This window comes from Arthrobacter terrae (assembly GCF_015708085.1).
GTDB lineage: Bacteria > Actinomycetota > Actinomycetes > Actinomycetales > Micrococcaceae > Arthrobacter_M > Arthrobacter_M terrae.
The window spans coordinates 23,850-38,703 of the sequence record NZ_JADNYM010000016.1 but is presented as its reverse complement, the minus strand read 5'-3'; the positions used below and the strand labels follow the sequence as shown (position 1 = coordinate 38,703).

At 64.9% G+C, this 14,854-nt stretch carries 14 protein-coding genes; 5 read left to right on the top strand and 9 right to left on the bottom strand.

The annotated features are described in order from the left end of the window. Window positions 1–6: 6 nt before the first annotated feature. Window positions 7–1,293, top strand: coding sequence for an MFS transporter (locus tag IV500_RS13095; RefSeq protein WP_312875922.1), 1,287 nt, complete (start codon window positions 7–9; stop codon window positions 1,291–1,293). Here the strand turns inward: IV500_RS13095 and IV500_RS13090 are convergent. Then, window positions 1,290–2,294, bottom strand: a complete 1,005-nt coding sequence (locus IV500_RS13090; protein WP_196397257.1) for a Rossmann-fold NAD(P)-binding domain-containing protein — start codon at window positions 2,292–2,294, stop codon at window positions 1,290–1,292. The two genes, IV500_RS13095 and IV500_RS13090, sit on opposite strands and share 4 nt — an antisense overlap. 190 nt (window positions 2,295–2,484) lie before the next feature. On the opposite strand from IV500_RS13090, the gene IV500_RS13085 reads away from it, so the two are divergent. Next, window positions 2,485–3,003 (top strand): Lrp/AsnC family transcriptional regulator, encoded by a 519-nt coding sequence (locus IV500_RS13085; RefSeq protein ID WP_196397256.1) that lies wholly within the window; start codon window positions 2,485–2,487, stop codon window positions 3,001–3,003. Here the strand turns inward: IV500_RS13085 and IV500_RS13080 are convergent. Next, window positions 3,000–4,163: a trans-sulfuration enzyme family protein gene (locus tag IV500_RS13080; protein WP_196397255.1), complete on the bottom strand. Its 1,164-nt coding sequence runs from the start codon at window positions 4,161–4,163 to the stop codon at window positions 3,000–3,002. The two genes, IV500_RS13085 and IV500_RS13080, sit on opposite strands and share 4 nt — an antisense overlap. A gap of 272 nt (window positions 4,164–4,435) precedes the next feature. Then, a complete protein-coding gene (locus IV500_RS13075) occupies window positions 4,436–5,692 on the bottom strand; it encodes an MFS transporter (RefSeq protein ID WP_196397254.1) in 1,257 nt (418 codons plus the stop codon). Window positions 5,693–5,856: 164 nt separating this feature from the next. On the opposite strand from IV500_RS13075, the gene IV500_RS13070 reads away from it, so the two are divergent. The 3 genes from IV500_RS13070 (at window position 5,857) to IV500_RS13060 (ending at window position 8,440) form a co-directional block, all read left to right on the top strand. After that, window positions 5,857–6,330 carry an Lrp/AsnC family transcriptional regulator gene (locus IV500_RS13070; protein WP_196397253.1) on the top strand — a complete coding sequence of 158 codons (474 nt, stop codon included), beginning with the start codon at window positions 5,857–5,859 and terminating at the stop codon, window positions 6,328–6,330. Between the two features lie 75 nt (window positions 6,331–6,405). Then, the gene (gene corA, locus IV500_RS13065) at window positions 6,406–7,401 is read left to right on the top strand and encodes a magnesium/cobalt transporter CorA (RefSeq protein ID WP_196397252.1); all 996 of its coding nucleotides are present in this window, start codon (window positions 6,406–6,408) and stop codon (window positions 7,399–7,401) included. A gap of 94 nt (window positions 7,402–7,495) precedes the next feature. Next, window positions 7,496–8,440, top strand: a complete 945-nt coding sequence (locus IV500_RS13060) for an alanyl-tRNA editing protein (RefSeq protein WP_230854927.1) — start codon at window positions 7,496–7,498, stop codon at window positions 8,438–8,440. A gap of 72 nt (window positions 8,441–8,512) precedes the next feature. Here the strand turns inward: IV500_RS13060 and IV500_RS13055 are convergent, their stop codons facing one another. From IV500_RS13055 to IV500_RS13030, 6 genes are all read right to left on the bottom strand, one after another. Next, window positions 8,513–9,490, bottom strand: a complete 978-nt coding sequence (locus tag IV500_RS13055; protein WP_196397251.1) for an aldo/keto reductase — start codon at window positions 9,488–9,490, stop codon at window positions 8,513–8,515. 86 nt (window positions 9,491–9,576) lie between these two features. Further along, a complete protein-coding gene (gene csrA / locus IV500_RS13050) occupies window positions 9,577–9,855 on the bottom strand; it encodes a carbon storage regulator CsrA (RefSeq protein WP_196397250.1) in 279 nt (92 codons plus the stop codon). A gap of 109 nt (window positions 9,856–9,964) precedes the next feature. After that, the gene (locus IV500_RS13045; RefSeq protein ID WP_196397249.1) at window positions 9,965–10,930 is read right to left on the bottom strand and encodes a hypothetical protein; all 966 of its coding nucleotides are present in this window, start codon (window positions 10,928–10,930) and stop codon (window positions 9,965–9,967) included. Beyond that, window positions 10,908–12,905, bottom strand: a complete 1,998-nt coding sequence (locus IV500_RS13040) for a flagellar biosynthesis protein FlhA (protein ID WP_230854940.1) — start codon at window positions 12,903–12,905, stop codon at window positions 10,908–10,910. Before IV500_RS13040 ends, IV500_RS13045 begins: the two co-directional genes overlap by 23 nt. A gap of 55 nt (window positions 12,906–12,960) precedes the next feature. Then, the gene (locus IV500_RS13035; protein ID WP_196397247.1) at window positions 12,961–14,094 is read right to left on the bottom strand and encodes an EscU/YscU/HrcU family type III secretion system export apparatus switch protein; all 1,134 of its coding nucleotides are present in this window, start codon (window positions 14,092–14,094) and stop codon (window positions 12,961–12,963) included. Beyond that, window positions 14,095–14,853, bottom strand: a complete 759-nt coding sequence (locus IV500_RS13030) for a flagellar biosynthetic protein FliR (protein ID WP_196397246.1) — start codon at window positions 14,851–14,853, stop codon at window positions 14,095–14,097. Between the last annotated feature and the right edge of the window lies 1 nt (window position 14,854).

Below are 14,854 nucleotides of genomic sequence, written 5' to 3'. Positions count from 1 at the left end.
GGAAGGGTGAAGAACCTCCTGCATAGGTCGCGGAATCCGGCACCTGATTCGACGTGGCCGGGTCACAAGAAGGGCAGCCGGGGGTACCAACGGATTCTGTTGGCACTGCTCTGCGCTGGAGTAGCAACCTTTGCGCAGTTGTATTCCGTCCAGGGTCTGCTGCCCCTGCTGGCGCAGGGGCTGCGGATCAGCGCCCCGCAGGCAGGGCTAACCATCTCCGTGGCAACGATCGGGCTGGCGGTTACCGTTATACCCTGGTCCTTTGCGGCGGACCGATTCGGCCGGGTGCCTGTGATGGGGACCGCCATTATTGCAGCCACGATGCTGGGATTGCTGGCGCCGCTATCGCCAAATTTTTCCGTACTGCTGGTAATGCGCACGCTGGAAGGAATGGCCCTCGGTGGCATACCGGCACTTGCCATTGCGTATTTGAACGAGGAAATTACCAAGGTCCATGCCGCTATGGCGGCCGGGGCCTACGTGGCGGGAACCACAGTGGGCGGCCTGCTGGGCCGGCTTCTCGCAGGGCCGATCGGCGAACTTGCCGGCTGGCGGGTGGGAATTCTGGCCGTTTCGGTTGTGTCCGCCGCCGCGGCTGTGGGCTTTCTGGTGCTGGCACCCGAGCCACGCGGTTTCACTCCTGCGCCGCGGGTGGGGCTCGACCGGGCGTTGTCCCGGCTGCTGCCGGCCCTGCGGGACAGGCGGCTCCTGGCTCTTTACGCCGAGGCGTTCATCCTCATGGGCTCTTTTGTCAGCGTCTACAACTACATGGGATTTCGGCTGGAAGCACCCCCCTACCTGCTGCCGGTAGCCGCCGTCGCCCTGATATTTCTGGCATACCTGGCCGGAACGGTATCATCACGGTGGGCTGCAACACTATCGGTCCGGGCCGGACGCCGGAACATTCTGCTCGGCAGCATCGCTGTCATGACCGCCGGGCTGGCGATCACCGCGCTGGCCCCGCTGCCACTGATTCTGCTGGGGCTGGTGTTCTTCACCGCCGGGTTCTTCGCCGCCCACAGCGTTGCCTCGGGGTGGACCGGCAGTTTGACCCCGGTAAGGCCAGTGACGGACGAAGGGTCCGCACCGGCGCAGCCTGGACGGGCGCAGGCAGCGTCCCTTTACAATCTGAGCTACTACGCAGGCTCCAGCGCCATCGGATGGGCTTCGGGATTTGTCTTCCAATTTGCCGGCTGGTCCGCACTCGTGGCGGTGCTGGCCGCTCTCGGCGTGCTGGCCGCTGCGACAGCACTGCTCCTCCTGCCCGGCGGCAGACCCGGCTACGACGGCTAAGCCCGCAGGGCGGCCAGCTCAGCGAGCAGTGCTGCTTCCTCACGCATTGTGAGCCCCGCACTTCTTATTCTTCCGGCACCCGCTCTTCGCTCCCAGTCCAACGTATCGGCGAGCGTTTCCGCCAGTGGGCGCAATTTCAGGCCGGCTGCCTTCGCCCGGAGGTTCGACCGTGCATTCATCCCCTGCCACTGGGAATCGGCCAGCCACAGGGGAAGCGACTTCGGCCCGGCCCACTCCTGCACCCCGCGCCGCTGCAGCCATGAGGCCCCGGCCGTAGCGATCGGCCCCTCGTGACCGGCAACTTTTCGGGCGACGGCGATGTGCTCACCGAAGGGATGAGTCTCACCCATGGCGTTGAAAACTCCTCCGAGGCCCTCTTCGCAGCCATGGACCAGCCAGACCGCCAGGTCCCGCACGTCGATGATCTGGACGGGGAGAAGGGGCGCGTCCGGCACTAAGACAGTGCCGTCGTCGGACGCAGGCCGGCCGAAACGCAACGGCCAATATCCCGTGCGCCCCGACGTGTCTCCCGGGCCACCAATGAGTCCAGCGCGGACGATCATGGACCGCCTTGGCCCGAATTGCGCGAGGACGGCCTGCTCGCAGGCTGCCTTGGCCTGGCCGTAGTCCTCCATTGTTTCCATCACATCTGCCGCGAGGGGAGCCAGGAGCGGGGCATCCTCGTCCTGCCCAAGCGGACCCTGATCCGCGTACGCACTGCCGGAGGAGACAAAGACGTAGCGAACGGCATTAAGGTCCCGAACCGCCCGCCGCACTTGGCCGGGCTGCCGGGATACGTCCACGACTGCGCCCCAGCTGATCCCGGCCACCGCGCCGAGGCCGTTTTCCTCGTCCCGGTCAGCGCGAATAAACGCAGCCCCGGCAGGAACCCGCCCGGATTTGCCTCTGGCCACACAGGTTACGGCATGGCCGCGTTTTATGGCGCGGCGACCTACTTCGTGGCCAAGCCAAGCGGTGCCGCCAAGGATCAGAACCTTCATTCCGACAGCCAACCATCAGGAAGGGAGCGGCGGATAGCGGTTTCCCTGTGGGTGAACGCAGAAGCGATATTCCCGCCCGTGTGCCGGGCCGCCCGTGTGCCGGCCCGCCTGCGGCACTCGGGACGTTCCGCATAAAATTCGGATACTGATAGTGTTCCGCGGGTAATATTCGAATAGTGAGGGAGCTTCCATGACATCAGCGGCGAAACCCCCCAGACGCACGCCGCCGGCTGGCGCGCGGACCGCCGAACCATTGGACGCCGTCGACCGTCAGATCATTGATGCGCTGGTGAAGGATGCGCGGATCACGAACCGGGACCTTGCCGAGGCGGTCGGCATCGCGCCCTCGACCGCGCTCATGCGCACCCGCGCCCTCATTGACCGCGGCGCGATCGAGGGCTTTCACGCGAACCTGAATCTTGGCGCCATCGGCAGAAGCGTGCAGGCACTCATTGCCGTCCGGCTGCGCGCCCATGACAGGGACCAAATAGACCGGTTTACCGGCAGCGTTCCGCGGCTTCCTGAGGTGCTGTCCACCTTCCACGTCTCCGGGTCCGTGGACTATTTATTACATATTGCCGTGCCGAATACGGACGTATTGCGCGACTGGGTGCTGGATAATCTCACGACAGACCCGGTGGTCAGCCACACCGAGACCACATTGGTGTTCGCCCATCTGCCGGGCAACACGGGGCCACTTCCGTATTAGCGCGTTGATTCAATGGCCTGGATAAGATCCGCGATCAGATCCGCCGGGTCCTCCAGCCCTACGGAGACCCGCAGCATCGTGGCATGCGGTTTGGCTTCGGCGGCAACGGGGCGGTGTGTGAGCCCGGCGGGGTGCTGGATCAGCGTATCCACCCCGCCCAGGGAGACAGCATGGATTATCAGCTTCACTGCACCGGCAATCCTTTGCGCGTGCTCGGCGCTGGCCACCTCGAAGGACAACAGTGAACCCGGACCGGACATCTGCGTGCCGACCAAGGATTCCGGGTCACACTCCGGCAACCCGGGATACAGCACCCGGGTCACGAGCTCGTGCGAGGCAAGGCCGGGTGCCAGCTTAGCGGCCCCCTCCTGCTGGGCACGGACCCGGATGGGAAGTGTGGCCAGCCCGCGGTGCAGCAGGTACGCCGGCCACGGCGTCAGCAGGCCGCCGGTCACCGCACGGATCTGCCGCAACCGGACGGCCCACTCGGCGCTGGTGGCCACCACCCCGCCCATCGCGTCTCCGTGGCCGCCCAAAAACTTGGTGGCGCTGTGCAGCACCAGGGCCGCACCGTGGCGGAGGGGCTGCTGCAGCACCGGGGTGGCAAAGGTGTTGTCCACCAGAACGGGAACGCCGTCTGCGGCGCGTACCAGGGCGTTGATGTCCACTAACTGCAGGTCCGGATTGGCGGGGGTTTCCACCAGTACCAGGCCGGTATTGGGCCGCAGCGCCGCGTGGACTCCCGCTGGCGTGCAGAAGGTGACCTCCGTGCCCAGCATTCCGGTGGCAAGGATGTGATCCGAGCCGCCATACAGCGGACGCACCGCCACCACATGCGGACGGCCACCGGCTACCACCGCCAATAGAACCGCTGTCAGTGCGGCCATGCCAGTGGCGAAGGCGACGGCCTGCGGGGCATCTTCCAAGGTGGCAAGGCCGCTTTCAAAGCGCGCGACCGTGGGATTCCAGAGCCTCTGGTACACCGTGCTCTGACCGGGCCCGGGGATCCCTCCGGTTGCCATCTGTTCGTAGGCGAGACCTCCCTCTTCAACAGAGGTCAGCGGAGCAGTAGTGGACATATCCAGCGGAACGGCGTGCAGGCCCTGGGCGGTCAGGCCCTCCCTGCCCGCATGCACTGCGATGGAATCCGGACCAAGCATCTGCGCCGCCTCACCTCTGCCCCGGTTATCGGGGATTCTTTCGAAACTTTCCCTCAGTATGCCGCCAACGTTCGGTGTTTGGCTATAGAACCGAACATATGGACGTTGTATTTGAAGTTCCCGCTATAAAATGATGGTTCAACGGCGGCTTACCTGAAGTTTACGGGCGAATCTTTGCTGGCCTGCTCCTCCTCTGCTGGAGACATCTGCGGCGGCGGACAGAGTCAACCAGTGGAAGGTAACGGGGGTATTCTGCCCTGGAGAGCAGCGGCTCAACCGACGGCAGGCTGGCTAACGCAGTGGATTCGGGGCCAGGCGACGACGGCGAGCACGGCGGACGCTGCGGCGACGAGGACCGCGAATCCGGCCACCACGACGGGCAGCCCCCAGACACTGGCCGCGGCGCCCATCCCGATCACCGGCAGCGCGCTGCCGAGATAAGTAATGACGAATACGCCACTGATGATCTGTGCATGCCGGGCCGGTTCCACCTTGCCTGCCACCTCGTTGAAGACAACGCGGAAGGCTATGCCTTGTCCTGCCCCCGCCGCAATACTGGCCAGCACCAGCAACCACGGCGAGTGCGCTACGCCCGCTGCCGCGATCAGCAGCACGGACAGTCCAAGCACGATCAGACCGACGGGAACCAGCAACCGCCCCCGTACGCTCAGCAGCTGGCTCGCCGCAGAGGCACCAAGGGTCAATGCCGCGAGAAGCCCGATCAATGGGCGCGAATCCACCTGAACAACCTGGGCGAAGTACCCGGGAGCAAGGGAAAGGCAAAAGCCGAAGACCGCAAAACTAAGGAATCCGACGCTGGAGGCCAGCCAGAAAGCTCCGCGTGCCTTTCGTGAAACGCCGGGCCGGCGCGGCTTGAGCGCAGCCAAAGCCGTTCCGCCCGCTGCGGGCCGGATCGCCGGACGAGCGTCCAGCAGGTACAGCGGAACGAGCAGCAGCACGAGCACCACGGCATGGACCATGAACGGCGCCCGGGTATGGTCCGGCAGCAGTGAGAGCAAACCGCCGATGATTGGCCCGGCCGCCACACCCCCGGAGGAGGCCAGCAGGGTGAAGCGGGAGGCCCACTCCGGCCGGGACGGCAGCAGGTCCCGCAGCGCCGCGGCACTGGCGCCCGTGGCGAGGGCGACGGCGAGTCCCTGCAGTGCGCGGCCGGCGGCGAGCATCGGCAGGTTCTGCGCCGAGCCGAACACGAGGCCACCGGCCAATCCGATCAGCACGGCCAGCACCAGCGCGGCCCGGCGGCCAATATGGTCCGACCAATGGCCGAACAACAACAGCCCCAGCACCAGAGCCAGCACGTAACTGGCGAAGGCGGCCGTGACACCCAAGGGGCTCATTCCGAGCCGAACCTGCAGCAGTGGGTAGAGCGGGGTGGCCAGGTTGGCGCCAACAAGAAGCGTAAAAATGACGACACCGGCGAGGACCAGCCGCGCAGAGGTCGAGGCATCCCAGCCCCGTCGGCCGGCCATCACGACGGGACGCATCCGCAACTCACTCAGGACGCTCATACTGCTCACCTCTTCGACTCTCTCCGGCGGCGTGTTTGGCGATCGGAGAACTGTACTATTTCCCCTATAGACTGAAGCAGCGAAGATCAATTGAACGCTAAATTAGCAATGAACTGACTATTCTGCTCAAATTATCCCGCGCCAGCTGAAACGGAGTGACCCCAATGAGCAAACTTGATGCAATGGACCTGAAATTGCTGCTGGAGCTGGTCCGCGATCCGCGCGCCCAGATCGGCGAACTGGGCGAGACTCTCGGCGTTGCCCGCAATACTGTCCAGACACGGCTGCGGCGCCTGCTGCGCTCGGGAACACTGCGCGACGGCGGACGCGAAGTTGATCTGGCAGCGATCGACTACGACGTCGTCGCCTTCGTGACGATCGAGGTGACACACCGCGAGCTGGACGGCGTTATCACCGCCCTGCGCAAACAGCCGCAGGTACTGGAGGTGTATGAAATCTCCGGCCGCGGCGACGTGTGGTGCCGGATCGCCGCCACGGACGTTCACCATCTGCAGAATGCCCTTCGTGCGCTGCTGCGCATCCGCGGTGTCATCCGCACCGAAACGTCACTGGCCCTGCACGAGCACATCCCTTACCGGGTCCAGCCGCTGCTCGGCGGAATGGCCGCGGACCAGTGACGGGGCCGGATCGGGGCCCGCAGCCACACCCGTGGCAAAGCACAAGTTCCGGCATGGGAGAAGGATAATAAACCGGTGACTATTATCGACAACGCGGTTTACGTCAATGGCGTCCGCACAGCCGATCCGATCAGCCTGGAACGGACTCACGGCACGCTTGCCGAACGCGGCGGAATGGTGTGGATTGGCATGTTCCGGCCCACGGCGGCCGAGATGGATTCCGTTGCCGCCCAGTTCGGACTGCACGAGCTGGCCGTAGAGGACGCGATCAAGGCCCACCAGCGGCCCAAAATGGAACGCTACGATGACATCCTTTTCACCGTCCTGCGGCCGGCGCACTATATTGACGCCGATGAAGTGGTGGAGTTCGGCGAGCTGCATATCTTCACCGGCCGGGACTTTGTCATTGCCATTCGCCATGCCGAGACGCCCGGGCTGGCACGCGTCCGCCGCCGGCTCGAGGACAAACCCGCGCTGCTGGCGCTGGGCCCCGCGGCCGTGCTCTACGCCATCCTTGACCAGGTAGTGGATGACTACGCGCCGGTGATTGCCGGCCTGGAGAATGACATCGACGAGATCGAAGACCAGCTCTTTGCCGGCGACCCCACCGTTTCCCGCCGCATTTACCAGCTCTCCCGCGAGGTGATCCAGTTTCAGCGGGCCATTCATCCGCTCACTGACATGCTCACCAATCTGGAGCTTGGGTTCGAAGATGCCAACGTGCACCGCGAGCTGGAACGCTCGCTGCGCGACGTCCAGGACCACGTCCAAAACGTCACGGCACGCGCGGATTCCTTCCGCCAGCTGCTGCAGAACGCACTGACCGTGGATGGCACGCTGACCACTAACCGGCAGAACGAGGCCAGCGCCGCACAAAACGAGGAACTGAAAAAAATCTCCTCCTGGGCTGCGATCTTCTTTGCCCCTTCCTTTGTCGCCTCGGTGTACGGGATGAACTTCCACATCATGCCCGAGCTCTCCTGGACGTTCGGCTACCCCTTCGCGATCGGCCTGATGGTGATTCTGTGTGCCCTGATGTACACGATTTTCAAACGAAAGACGTGGCTCTAGCGGCACAATCTCCCCGGTGCTGCTGATGTTCAGTCCAAGCAACGCGCAACCGGCCGCGGGAGCAGTCCGCTCCCCTTTGGTTACGCTGTTCTTCATGACACTTCCCGCAGCCGATACTCTCGTTACCTACCCCGCAGCGCAAACAGCCGGCGCCGCCGTCGTCCTGCACAGCGAACTCGTCAAAAACACTGAAATAGGCAAAGACTTAGAAACGTCCGACGGCGGCAGGCTGGCGGTGCTGCTGGACGTCACCCCGTGCCACCCGGTGGACGCGGGCTGGCCTGACCAGGGTCCGGACCGGGCGGTGATCCGCGTGGCCGGTACGGATGGCGGGCAGGGGTGGCCGGTGCTGGACTGCGTTGTGGCGGCGACAAACGGCCAGGAGCTGTTCATCGGCGCCGCAATCCCGGTGCGCAAGGGCACCGAGGGCTGGAACTTCGTGGTGGCACACCTGCTGCCGGCCGATGCACACCTGCCGGAGGGGGCCGCCGTCGAGGTTGTCGTCGATGCCGGTCATCGCGCGGCCCTGAGCGCCGGCCACACGGCGTGCCACGCGGCATCGCTGGCGTTGAACCGCGCCATGGCGCCGCGCTGGTCCAAGGAGACCCGGGCCGATGCTTTGGGCAGCCCCGACTTCGACGCCGCTGCCATTGCGTCGTCGACGATTCAGGAACACGGCTCGGTGGACGTTTTCCGGCTGAACAAGTCGCTGCGCCGTAAGGGATTCAACACCGATGGCCTGGCCGGGGAATTGGCCGCCATCACCTCCTCCATTAACGCAACGTTGGCCAGCTGGGTCCTGACCGGATCGCCGGTACGGATAGAGCGCGACGGCGACGCCCTCACCGACCGCCGGTACTGGGTCTGCTCCCTGCCCGATGGTGAGGCCCGCATTGCCTGCGGCGGCACCCATGTTGCGTCGCTGGCGGAGCTCGGTGGCCTGCACGTCGAACTACTGACAGAGGAGGATCAGGGCACCGCGGTCCTGCGGATGGTCACCTACGCCGGTCCTGCTGATGAGGTGAGCTCGGGGCGCTGACAACCCGCTGCCGGCGCGGGACGGGGCCTATTTATTCAGGACCTATTTATTCAGGACCTATTTATTCAGCGTCTATTTATTCAGCGGCGACATGTCCGCGTAGCGGTCCCCCGCGGCGGCCGGCAGTCCGCTCAGCGCCGCCAGCTGGTCGCTGGTCAGCGTCAAGGCATCGGCGGCAACGTTTTCCTCCAGGTAGCTGATCCGCTTGGTCCCGGGGATGGGTGCAATATCGCCGCCTTGTGCCAGCAGCCAGGCCAGCGCCACCTGCCCGGGCGTGGCGCCGGCCTCGGCCGCCACCTTGTCCACCTGCTCCACAATCGAGATATTGGCCGTGAGATTCGCCCCCTCGAAGCGCGGATTCTTCCGGCGGAAATCGTCCTCGTCCAGTTGGTCGACCGAGCGGATCCGTCCGGTGAGAAAGCCCCGGCCCAAGGGTGAATAGGGGACAAATCCGATGCCCAGCTCCCGCACAGTCGGCAGGATTTCCTTCTCAGGGTCCCGCGTCCAGAGCGAATATTCCGTTTGGACCGCGGTGACCGGATGAACGGCATGGGCGCGGCGAATTGTCCCGGGCGCTGCTTCGGAGAGTCCGTAGTGACGGATCTTCCCCTCGGTAATCAGCTCCGCGAGGGCCCCGGCGGTTTCCTCAATAGGCGTGTCCGGATCCATCCGGTGCTGGTAATACAGATCGATGTAGTCCGTCTTCAGCCGCTTCAGCGATCCCTCAACCGACAGCCGGATGTTCTCAGCGCTGCCGTCCAACCCGGGCCCGCCCCCTCCGCGGTGCGCCATGGTGCCGAACTTCGTGGCGATCACGGCTTCATCCCGCCACCCCGTCAGTGCCTTGCCGAGCAGTTCCTCGTTAGCATACGGCCCATACATTTCCGCCGTATCAAAGAAGGTCACACCCAATTCCCTGGCCCGGTGAATGGTCTGCAGTGCACCTGCCTCGTCCTGTCCGCTGCCCGTATAGAACGCCGACATTCCCATACATCCCAGTCCCAGCCGGGAGACTTCGAGCCCCTGCGATCCCAATGCGATGTTTTTCATGGCGTGCCCTCTTCCCGTAGCGATTCCCCACCACCTACGCTAGGACCCGCAGGGCCCCTTCCGTCAAGGGACAGCCGTCCGCAGGATCAGGACCGGGGTGCTTCAGGATCCACTGGGCGCGGCCTGGGCACAGGCACCGCGTGGCCGAGCAGGTTCCTGATATGTTCCTCGGCGCCGGGATCGCTTTGGACGGCGGCGATGTTGGCCTGGCTGACCGCCTCGACCACTTCGGCGCGGGCAATAGTAATCCCGCGCGGGGCATCGATGCCCAGCCGGACGCTGTCTGAGCGCACGTCGAGGACGGTGATGACGATGTCCTCCCCGATGAGAAGCTTTTCACCGAGCTTTCGTGTAAGTACCAGCACTGTTTGACCCTATCTTGTTTTGGCCGAACGCAGCCTTTGCGGAACGGCAGGGGGTGTTACCGGGCGACGGCGGCGCTTCAGACACGAGGGAAGCTGCCGGAGTGCGCCGCTAGAGATCAGCACCGGTTCCCGGTCCACCGTCGATCCAGCCGATCGGCAGACCGAGCTCGTGCACCGTTCCCGGCGTGAGCGTTTCCATGCTTCCCAGCACCGCCAGAGCGTCGGCCGCCACCGCCCAGCCGACCCGGTCCACCCAAACGGCGGTATCGGCCTGTTTACGTGCCGCATCGACCACCACCCAGATCTGATCCGCTCCCACCTCGCTTAGCGCGGCTGAGGGGACGTGCCCGCCGGGAGTGAGGCCGAAGGCAACGATCACCGTGCGGCCGCCCGCAGCACCAGCTGCCCGGGCGGCGGCGAGGCCAAGACGCCCGGCCACGTGGTCCACGCTGACGGCTTTAATGGCACCTGCCGTCCTGATTTCCGCGGTTTTGAGCACTCGGCTCATGGACCGGGCAATGTCCATCGGATCCGTTGCCAGGCCGACGATCATCACCACCTTGCCGGCCCCCGAGAGGAGGACGGGTGCGTCCGGGGTCACCGGAGTGGCTGCTGCGGGGACCGTTGTCGCCAGGTCCGCCAGAAGCGCGGCAAAACCGTCTGAGGCCGTGGATACGGAAGGAAATTCCTTCTCCCCGGCGGCTTGCGTGCTGCCGAAGGATCCGTCGGCGTCGTCGGCATCCTGCAGCAGCGCGTCGATCCCGGACTCGGCCGGGATCCCGGCGGACTTCCCCCGCTGACCGGTACGCTTCTTCGCCTTAGCGGAGGCGGCCCGCCGGGAACCCGGCTCTCCCGGAGACTGCGCTGCCCCCTCCGGCGCTGCCCCCTCAGGCGCTGCGGCGCCGTCGTCCACCTCCACCACAACTTCGAAAAACTGCCGGGCAAAGAACCCGCCCAAGCCACCCTCGGAGACCTTCTCCGCGGAGATGATCCGCGCTGTACTGCCGTGGCTGTTGAAGAGCCGCCATTCAATTCCCTCCAGCGACTCCCCCCTAAGCTGAAATCTGTTCGGCACTGCGCACCACCCCTACCGTTTCAATGGCCACATTGGCCGCCGACGCCTCCTGATACGACAGTACCGGCAAGCCGGCGGACTGTGCCGAGACGAGGCGCCGGATAGCCGGCCGCAACGCCGGCGCGCAGACCAGGACCACGTCCCGGCCCATCGCGCCCGCGGCGTCGACCGATGTTTTCAGCGAGTCCAGCACGTTTTCAATCCAGCCGGCATCCATCACAATCTGGGTGCCGTGCTCGGAGACCCGCACCGCCTCCAGCATGGACTGTTCCAGCAGCGGATCGATCATGATCACGGACAACGTTTGTCCGTCCAGGTATTTGGCCGCGAGCGCGGGGCCCAGCGCCTGCCGGGAGGCCTCAATCAGACCCTCGGGGTCAGTGCCCGCCTTCGCCCGCAGGGTCAAAGCCTCGTAGATTCGCGGCAGATCATTGATCGGCACCTGCTCCGCCAGTAGTCCCTGCAGGACACGTTGCACCTCGGCCAGCGACAGGGTCCCGGGGATAAGCTCCTCCACGGCGGACGGGTTGACCGCCCGTACGCCATCGGTCAGCACCCGGACGTCCTCGCGGGAGAGCAGCCGTGCGGCGTTGTCCGTGACGATGGCGGACAGATGCGTGACAAGCACCGAAACCCGGTCAATGACGGTGGCACCGGCCATCTCGGCGCTGTGCCGCATTTCCGCCGGAATCCATTTGCCGGCCAGGCCGAACACCGGCTCGGCCGTGGTGATCCCGGGCAGCCCGTCCAGATTATCCCCAAGGGCCAGAACCTTGCCCCCCGGCGCGCTGCCGCGCCCGGCTTCCACCCCGGCAATCCGGATCACATAGGTGCCCGAGGCCAGCTCCACGCTGTCGCGCGTGCGCACCGGCGGAACCACCAGGCCTAGCTCCATGGCAATTTTGTGCCGCAGCGAGCGCACCCTGGCCAGCAGGTCATCGGAGGCGCCGGAGACCAGGTCCACCAGATCCGGGGCCAGCAGAATCTCCACTGCGTGCACCCGCATCGCTTCGATCAGGTCCTCGGTGGTTTCCGACCTGGGAACAGCGGCTTCCAGTGCAGCCGCGGCAGCGCTGGCGGCCTTGTCCGCCCGGTCCTTGGTCTTGATCCGCTGCGATGCAATCAGCAGGCCCAGGCCCACCAGCATGAACGGAATCACGGGCATGCCCGGAATCAGTCCCATTGCAATGGCGGCCAGGCCGGCAATCTGCAGTGCCGTCCGGGACTGCCCCAACTGAGAGGATGCCGTGGTGCCCATGTCCGATTCGGCGTTTGAGCGGGTAACGATCATACCGGTGGAAACAGCCATGAGCAGGGCGGGAATCTGGGTTACCAGGCCGTCGCCGATGGTCAGCAGCGCGTAGGTATTGAGCGCATCGGTGATGGACATCCCGCGCTGCGCCATGCCAATGGCGATGCCGCCCACCAGGTTAATGACAATAATGATAATGCCGGCAATGGCATCGCCCTTGACGAATTTGGACGCACCATCCATGGCACCGTAGAAATCCGCCTCCGCGGAAACCTCCGCCCGGCGCTCGCGGGCCTGGACATCCGTGATGAGACCGGCGTTGAGGTCCGCGTCAATGGCCATCTGCTTGCCCGGCATGGCGTCCAGGGTGAAGCGCGCTCCGACCTCGGCCACGCGTTCGGCTCCCTTGGTCACCACCACAAACTGGATGACCACCAGCAGCATGAAGATCACAGAACCGATGATCAGTGATCCGCCGACGGTGACCTTGCCAAAGGCTTGGATCACCGCACCGGCGTGGGCCTCGCCCAGCACCAGCCGGGTGGAGGAAACATTGAGCCCCAGCCGGAACAGCGTGGCCACCAACAGCAGCGAGGGGAAGACGGAAAAGTCCAACGGCTTCTTCACGAACATGGTGGTCAGCAGCGTCACCAGCGCCAGCGAAATGTTGATGATAATCAGCACGTCCAGCAGCGACGACGGGATCGGTACGATCAGCAGCATAATGACGCCGACCACGCCCACCGGGACGACGAGCTTGGAGAAGTTGCGGTTCACTCTAGATTCCTTCTGAACTTAAGCGGGTGCTGGCTGTGCTGGCTGTGCTGGCTTGTGCTGCGCGGGACCGGGCCCGCCCGGCCGTACCGGATCTGCCGCGGGACTTCATCGCCATCACGAACGCCAGCACGCGCGCCACGGAATCGTAATGCTCCAGCGGAATCTCCGCGCCGATCGCGCAGCCGGCATGCAGCGCCCGGGCCAGCGGAACGTCACGGATCATCGGCACCCCGGTCGCCTCGGCCTCCTTACGGATCCGCGCCGCCATGTGTCCTGCCCCCTTAGCCACTACCCGCGGAGCCGATTTCCCTGCTTCGTAGGTCAGCGCAACGGCCAGATGCGTCGGGTTCAGCAGGACGACGTCGGCACCTGAGATGGCGGCGATCATCCGGTTCCGGCTCATGGCGAGTTGCCGGGAACGGCGCTGGGACTTGATCAGCGGGTCGCCGTCGGTGTTTTTGTTCTCATCCTTGACCTCCCGCTTGGTCATCCGGGTTTTCTTCCGGTTCCGCCGCATCACGACAATGACATCCGCGGCGGCGAGTACCAAACCGGCCGCAACAGCAAACTCGAGCATCGATGCGGCGCCGTCGCCCGCCGCGGACGTCAGGGCGCTGATGGACAGACCACCGGCGTTAAGCAGCACCGGCATGAGGCCCTGGATCACAACGTACAGCACCAGCGCCACGACGGCAGTCTTCAGCAGCGCTTTCAGTCCGCCCCACAACGCCTGGGTTCCCAGGACGCGTTTGAGCCCCTTCAATAGATCGAAGTGATCAAACTTCACCTCGAATTTCTTGAAGTGCACACCGCCCTGCAGCGCCGATCCCGCCAGCACCGCCAGTGCCACCACGATCAGCATCGGAGTCAACGAACCAGCCAGCGACGCACAGCCCGCGCCCAGGGCCGAAAGCGCCGCACCGGGATCCGGGCTGGACGCAATGGAGCGAAGCGTGAACAGCTGATCCGCCGCCGCGTCTCCTGCCCGGGCAATGGTGACCGGAAGCATGACGGCAGCGGCCCCCACGCCGAGCCAGGCGGTAACGTCCTGGGACCGGGACAACTGACCCTTGGACCGGACTTCCTTCATCCGCTTGTCGGTTGCGTTCTCGGTCCGCTCCTGGGAATCGGCCATCTAGCCGCCTCCCGACAACTGGCTGAAAGCCTGGCCGGCAAGGGCTGCAACAATCCGGGGCAGCGCGGCGTAAACCGCGCCTGCCAGGGTCAGCGTGAGGAAAATTTTCAGCGGGAAGCCCAGCGCAAAGGCGTTCAGCGCCGGGGCCACCCTTGTCAGCAAGCCCAGCCCGACGTCGGCCAAAAACAGCACCACCAGCAGCGGCCCGGCGATCTGCACGGCCGCCAGGAACATCTGTCCGGTGGCCGCAGTCATCGCCTGGATCGGGTGGCTGAGATTGATCCCGCCACCGAGCGGGAGTGCGGTGAAACTGCGGATCATGCCGCCAATGACCAACTGGTAACCGTCCGTAACGAACAGTAGAGCAAGAGAAGTCATCTGAAATAGACGGGTGAACTGGGCGCCATTAAGCATGGCCTGCGGGTCGAAGGCCTGCGCCATCTGGAATCCGCCGAACATGTCAATCAGGCTTCCGGCGGATTGGATAGCGGAAAAGATCAGCATGACCAAAAACCCCAAGGTCGCTCCGACCACAATCTCCAGGACCAGAGCCGTGATAAAACCGGCTGTATCCGGGGACTTGTACGTTGAGGCCACCCGCGGCGAGACGGCCAGCGCCAGCCCCAGTCCCAACATGGCTTTGATCCGGATTGGAAAGCCGTTGTAGGAGAACGGGGGGGCTACCACGAAAAACGCGATCATCCGCACGCTGGCCAGCATCAAGGCTTCCAGCCAGGCCGGATTCAGTGTCAGCGCCACG